The organism is Sphaerotilus sp., assembly GCF_031429695.1.
Classification (GTDB): Bacteria; Pseudomonadota; Gammaproteobacteria; order Burkholderiales; family Burkholderiaceae_C; genus Sphaerotilus.
Genome location: NZ_JANPAB010000101.1, coordinates 1 through 5,564, shown reverse-complemented (window position 1 = coordinate 5,564; position 5,564 = coordinate 1). Strand labels below are relative to the sequence as shown.

Below are 5,564 nucleotides of genomic sequence, written 5' to 3'. Positions count from 1 at the left end.
CGCGAAGCCGACGACCTCGATGCCGAACGGCAGACGGCGCCCGGCGCGGTGCAGCTCCGCCACCACGGCCATCGGCACGAAGATGCCCAGGCGGCCGTCGTACTTGCCGCCGTTGCGCACGGTGTCGTAGTGGCTGCCGGTGAGCAGGCGGGGTGCGGCGCGGTCGGTGCCGTGATGGATGCCGTGATCGACACCGTGATAAACGCCGACGACATTGCCCACCGCGTCGATCTCCACCTCGTCGAAGCCGCAGTCGGCCTTCATCCAGTGCGACAGCCGCTGCGCGCAGGCGCGGTGTGCGTCGGTCAGGTAGGTGACGGTCAGCTCGCCGCGTTCGGCGTAACCGGGGTCGCTGTGCTGCGCGAGTTTCTCGGCCCAGTCCCAGACGCGGTTGCCGAGGTCAGGCGACACGCCGAACTTGTCGTTCAGCCGGATCTCGGCGATGCGGTGGATGTTGCGCAGGCACTCGTCGCGCTCGAAGTCCACCGGGTTGCCCAGGCGGCGGGCGAAGGTGGCGATGATCTCGTGCCGGCCCAGCCCGAGGCCACGCGGCCCGCGCACGGCCAGGATGAAGGGGAAGCCAAACCTGGCGTTGTAGTCGGCGTTGAGCTGCTGCAACTGCGCGAACTCGGCGGGCGTGCAGTCGGTCAGGCCCGCCTTGCCCTGCTCGTTGGTGGACTCGGCGGTGAGCGTCTTCGACACCATCGCCTTGCCGGCCAGTTCCGGGTGGGCGCGGATCAGCGCGAGCTGCGGTCCGGTGCCGGCGTCGCGCACGGCGGTAACCAGCGCGTGTTTCAGCCCGGCGAGGCTCGTGAACGGCCGGAGTGCGGCGGCACGTTCGGCGATCCAGGGCGAGTGCTCGTAGGTGCCGTCCAGCAGCGCGACGAGTTCGGCGGGCGTGGCGGCGTTGAGTTGTTCGATGGTCAGCGGCATGGAGGTCATTCCCACGTCATTCCCAGAGGAAGGCGGTGTCGGCGTTGAACGGGTGCGTCTGCTGCCAGTGGCGGGCGATGTCGATGCGGCGGCAGACCCAGACGCGCTCGTGCGCCTGCACATGGTCGAGGAAACGCTGCAGCGCCCGCATCCGCCCCGGCCGCCCCAGCAGGCGGCAGTGCATGCCGATGCTCATCATCGATGGCCGCTCGTCGCCTTCCGCGTAGTGGACATCGAAGGCGTCGCGCAGGTACTGGAAGAACTCGTCGCCGTGGCTGTAGCCCTGCGGCAGTGCAAAGCGCATGTCGTTGCAGTCCAGCGTGTACGGCACGACGAGGTGCGGCGCGAGTGCGCCATCCGTCTTCTTCACCTGCAACCAGAACGGCAGGTCGTCGCCGTAGTAGTCGCTGTCGTAGGCCAGCGCACCGAATTCCGCGCCGTGGTCGGCGACGAGGCGGCGCGTGTTCGGGCTGTCGCGGCCGGTGTACCAGCCGAGGGGGCGCTCGCCGGTCAGCCGCTCGATGATCGCCATCGCCTCGTCCATGTGGGCGCGCTCGGTGGCCGGGTCGATGTTCTGGTAGTGGATCCACTTCAGACCGTGGCAGGCGATCTCGTGGCCCAGCTCGCGGAACGCCGCCGTCACCTCCGGCGACCGCTGCAAGGCCGTGGACACGCCGAAAACCGTCAGCGGCAGGCCGCGCCGCTCGAACTCGCGCAGGAGGCGCCAGACGCCCACCCGCGAGCCGTATTCGTAGATGCCTTCCATGCTCAAGTGCCGCGCCGCGAACGCGGGCGGGTTGAACATCTCGGAGAGGAACTGCTCGCTGCCCGCGTCGCCGTGCAGCACCGAGTTCTCGCCGCCCTCCTCGTAGTTCAGCACGAACTGCACGGCGACCCGGGCCTGTCCGGGCCATTGCGCGTGCGGCGGGTGGCGACCGTGCCCGAGCAGGTCACGGGGATAGCGGGGTTCACCGGGGTGTGCTGCAGTGCTCATGGTTCGGCGTGATTGACTGGTATGCCAAAGTGTATACACTTTTGAAGATCTGACACAACGACCTGAAGGACCGCAATGGGACGACTCAGCACCCATGTGCTCGACACGATGAACGGCTGCCCGGCGGCGGGCATGGCCGTGCGGCTGGAGCGGCTGCTGGCCGATGGCCGCGTCGAGCCGCTGCACACGCTCACGCTCAACGACGACGGCCGCAACCCCGACGGCCCGCTGCTCGCCGCCGACACGATGGTGGCCGGGCGTTACCGGCTGGTGTTCGCGGTGGCGGCGTATTTCCGCGCCCGGGGCGTGGTGCTGCCGGAGCCGGCGTTCCTGGACGAGGTGCCGATCGAGTTCGGGCTGGCCGACGTGAACGGGCATTACCACGTCCCGCTGCTCGTCAGCCCGTGGGCGTATTCGACTTACCGGGGATCGTGACGCGATGGAAGCCTATGCACCCTACCTGCTCGACTGGGCCAACCTGCTGCTGCGCTGGGTCCACGTCATCACGGCGATCGCCTGGATCGGATCGTCGTTCTACTTCGTCTTTCTCGACAACAGCCTGACCCCGCCCGAAGACCCCGCCCTGCGCGAAAAAGGCGTCGGCGGTGAACTCTGGGCGGTCCACGGCGGCGGTTTCTACCACCCGCAGAAATACCTCGTCTCGCCCAAGAAGCTGCCCGAGCACCTGCACTGGTTCTACTGGGAAAGCTACTCCACCTGGCTGACCGGCTTCGGGCTGTTCACGGCGCTGTACCTGTTCAATGCGGGCACCTTCCTGATCGACAAGAGCGTCCACGACTGGTCGCCCATGGCCGCCATCGGCGCGGCGCTCGGCTTCCTGGTCGCGTTCTGGGTGGTCTACGACGTGATCTGCCGCGCCTTCGGGCAGAAGAAGAACGGCGACCTGATCGTCGGCATCGGCGTGTTCGTGTTCGTGGTGTTCGCGTCGTGGCTGGCCTGCCAGTTGTTCGCGGGTCGTGCGGCGTTCCTGCTGGTCGGCGCGATGATGGCCACGTCGATGAGCGCCAACGTGTTCTTCTGGATCATCCCCGGCCAGCGCACCGTTGTCGCGCAACTGCGGGCGGGCCAGCCGGTCGAGGCCATCCACGGCCAGCGCGCCAAGCAGCGCAGCGTCCACAACACCTACTTCACGCTGCCGGTGCTGATCGCGATGCTGTCGAACCACTACGGCTGGCTCTACCAGGCGCCGCACAACTGGCTGGTGCTGGTGCTGTTCATGCTGGCCGGGGCGCTGATCCGCCACAGCTTCGTCGCCCGCCACAAGCAGCTCGCGCAGGGCAAACCGGTGTCGTGGGCGCATGCCATCGCCGGCACGCTGGTCCTCGTCGCGCTGGCGGTGTGGCTCGCGCCGAACCCGTCCGCCACCACCGCCGCACAGCCAGCCGCCGTGACCTTTGCCGAGGTGAAGGCGGTGATCGACCAACGCTGCACGCTGTGCCACAACGCGCAGGTGCAGAACAAGAACATCGCGCTGCACACCGCCGAGCTGGTCAAGCAGCACGCGCAGGCCGTGTACCAGCAGGCCGTCGTGCTCAAGGTCATGCCGATGAACAACGCCACGCAGATCACCGACGCCGAACGGGCGCTGATCAAGCGCTGGTTCGAGGCGGGCGCGCCGGCGGCCCCCTGATTTCCCTGCCCTTTCTCTGACCGGCTGGTGCTTCGGGCAGCCAGCCGAAGCCGCTGCATTGCCCGAACAACACGAGGAGACAAGCATGACAACTTCCACGGTCCACCCAGTGGACGAGAAACTTCCCACCGGCCGGCTGGCCGCGCTGGGTCTACAGCATGTGCTGGTGATGTACGCGGGGGCGGTCGCCGTGCCGCTGATCGTCGGCCGGGCGCTGAAGCTGACGCCGGAGCAGGTCGCGCTGCTGATCTCGGCCGACCTGTTCTGCTGCGGTCTGGTGACGCTGATCCAGTCGCTCGGCTTCGGGCGGCTGTTCGGCATCAAGCTGCCGGTGATGATGGGCGTGACCTTCGCCGCCGTCGGGCCGATGGTGGCGATGGCGAACGCCAACGGCGGCGTGGACGGTGCGCGGGCGATCTTCGGCGCCATCATCGGCGCGGGCCTGATCTCGATGCTGATCGCGCCGCTGATGAGCCGGCTGCTGCGCTACTTCCCGCCCGTGGTCACCGGCACGATCATCGCGATCATCGGCATCAGCCTGATGCGCGTCGGCGTGGGCTGGGCGCTGGGCGGACCGCCGAACCTGGCGCAGAGCATCGATGTGCCGAAACTGGTCGCGATGGTCGATGCCGCCAAGATGACCGCTGAAGCCGCGTCCGCCCCGATCAAGCTCGGCCCGATCCCGATGGCCGACAACCCGAAGTACGGCGCGCTCGACAACCTGGCGGTGTCGGCCTTCGTGCTGGTGGTGATCCTCGGACTGGTCAAGTTCGCACGCGGCTTCGTCGCCAACATCTCGGTGCTGCTGGGCATCGTGGCGGGTTGCGTGGTCGCGGTGCTGCTGGGCAAGATGAACTTCGACAAGGTGGCCAAGGCCAACTGGTTCGATGTGGTCCTGCCCTTCTCGTTCGGAATGCCAACGTTCGACCTGCTGTCGATCCTGACGATGACGCTGGTGATGGTGGTCGTGATGATCGAATCGACCGGCATGTTTTTGGCCCTGGGCGACCTGACCGGCAAGCGGATCAGCCAAGGCGAACTCTCCGCCGGCCTGCGCACCGACGGTCTGGGCACGCTGATCGGCGGCATCTTCAACACCTTCCCCTACACCAGCTTCTCGCAGAACGTCGGGCTGGTGGGCGTGACCGGCGTGAAGAGCCGCTGGGTCTGCGTGGCCGGCGGGGTGATCATGATCGTGCTGGGGCTGCTGCCGAAGATGGCGGCGCTGGTGGAATCGGTGCCGACCTTCGTGCTCGGCGGCGCGGGGCTGGTGATGTTCGGCATGGTCGCGGCCACCGGCATCCGCATCCTGTCGCGGGTCGATTTCAAGGGCAACGCGCACAACCTCTACATCGTGGCGATCGCGATCGGCTTCGGGTTGGTGCCGCTGGTGGCGCCACGCTGGACGCAGCAGATGGCGCACGGCCTGCACCCGCTGCTGGAGTCGGGGATCCTGCTGACCTCGATCGCGGCGGTGGTGCTGAACCTGTACTTCAACGGCAGCCGGGGGGATTCGACGGCGGAGTCGGTGGAGGCGTCGAAGTCGTTCAGCGGGGGGCATTGAGCCTCGTCCAAGAGCCTAGTTGACGGTGCGCAGGTGACATGTCTGCTGACCCGGAAGCCCCCCTCCCAACCTCCCCCCGCTGGGGGGAGGAGCAAGACAGGGATCACAGGATCGTGGGTGTTCAGCGCGGATCGAGGGCCTGTCGAATGTGCTCCAGCACGGCATCGGTTTGTCGCAGTAGCTGGGCGTTATCGAACCGCCGCACCGTGATGCCGTGTCTCTGCTGGAGCCAGTCGTCGCGCTCGGCATCACGGGCCAGACCGTCGGGGGTGTGGTGCTGTGTGTCCTGGTCAAGTTATTTCGCACAGCCCGATAGGTTGTGTGATTGCCGATTGCTGCTCGAAGGCATTGGGAGGCAAGTTGCCCAGTGTGGAGTGCAGACGCACGCTGTTGTAGAAGCTGACGATGTAGTCGGCGATGTC

6 protein-coding genes are annotated in these 5,564 nt (G+C 67.1%); 3 read left to right on the top strand and 3 right to left on the bottom strand.

Going from position 1 to position 5,564, the window contains the following annotated elements; translation table 11 throughout:
- Nucleotides 1-933: 2-oxo-4-hydroxy-4-carboxy-5-ureidoimidazoline decarboxylase (gene uraD, locus RMP06_RS18975; RefSeq protein WP_310463359.1), on the bottom strand; the 933-nt coding region annotated here is incomplete at its 3' end.
- 16 nt (nt 934-949) lie between these two features.
- Nucleotides 950-1,927 (bottom strand): allantoinase PuuE, encoded by a 978-nt coding sequence (puuE, locus tag RMP06_RS18970; RefSeq protein ID WP_310463358.1) that lies wholly within the window; start codon nt 1,925-1,927, stop codon nt 950-952.
- A 75-nt stretch (nt 1,928-2,002) separates the two neighbouring features.
- On the opposite strand from puuE, the gene uraH reads away from it, so the two are divergent.
- The 3 genes from uraH to RMP06_RS18955 all read left to right on the top strand — a co-directional run bounded on the left by uraH (nt 2,003) and on the right by RMP06_RS18955 (nt 5,142).
- Entirely contained in the window at nt 2,003-2,362 is a 360-nt protein-coding gene (gene uraH, locus RMP06_RS18965) for a hydroxyisourate hydrolase (protein WP_310463357.1), read from the top strand.
- A gap of 4 nt (nt 2,363-2,366) precedes the next feature.
- Complete coding sequence (locus tag RMP06_RS18960) at nt 2,367-3,578, top strand: urate hydroxylase PuuD (protein WP_310463356.1); 1,212 nt, start codon at nt 2,367-2,369, stop codon at nt 3,576-3,578.
- Nucleotides 3,579-3,663: 85 nt separating this feature from the next.
- A complete protein-coding gene (locus tag RMP06_RS18955) occupies nt 3,664-5,142 on the top strand; it encodes a nucleobase:cation symporter-2 family protein (RefSeq protein ID WP_310463355.1) in 1,479 nt (492 codons plus the stop codon).
- 121 nt (nt 5,143-5,263) lie between these two features.
- Here RMP06_RS18955 and RMP06_RS21495 read toward each other — a convergent pair whose 3' ends face one another.
- Nucleotides 5,264-5,401 carry a DUF559 domain-containing protein gene (locus RMP06_RS21495; RefSeq protein WP_409050206.1) on the bottom strand — a complete coding sequence of 46 codons (138 nt, stop codon included), beginning with the start codon at nt 5,399-5,401 and terminating at the stop codon, nt 5,264-5,266.
- Nucleotides 5,402-5,564 lie beyond the last annotated feature (163 nt).

Coding starts and splice junctions, on each gene's coding strand:
- puuE (WP_310463358.1), bottom strand. CDS start 1,927: ATGAGCACTGCAGCACACCCCGGTGAACCCCGCTATCCCCGTGACCTG.
- uraH (WP_310463357.1), top strand. CDS start 2,003: ATGGGACGACTCAGCACCCATGTGCTCGACACGATGAACGGCTGCCCG.
- RMP06_RS18960 (WP_310463356.1), top strand. CDS start 2,367: ATGGAAGCCTATGCACCCTACCTGCTCGACTGGGCCAACCTGCTGCTG.
- RMP06_RS18955 (WP_310463355.1), top strand. CDS start 3,664: ATGACAACTTCCACGGTCCACCCAGTGGACGAGAAACTTCCCACCGGC.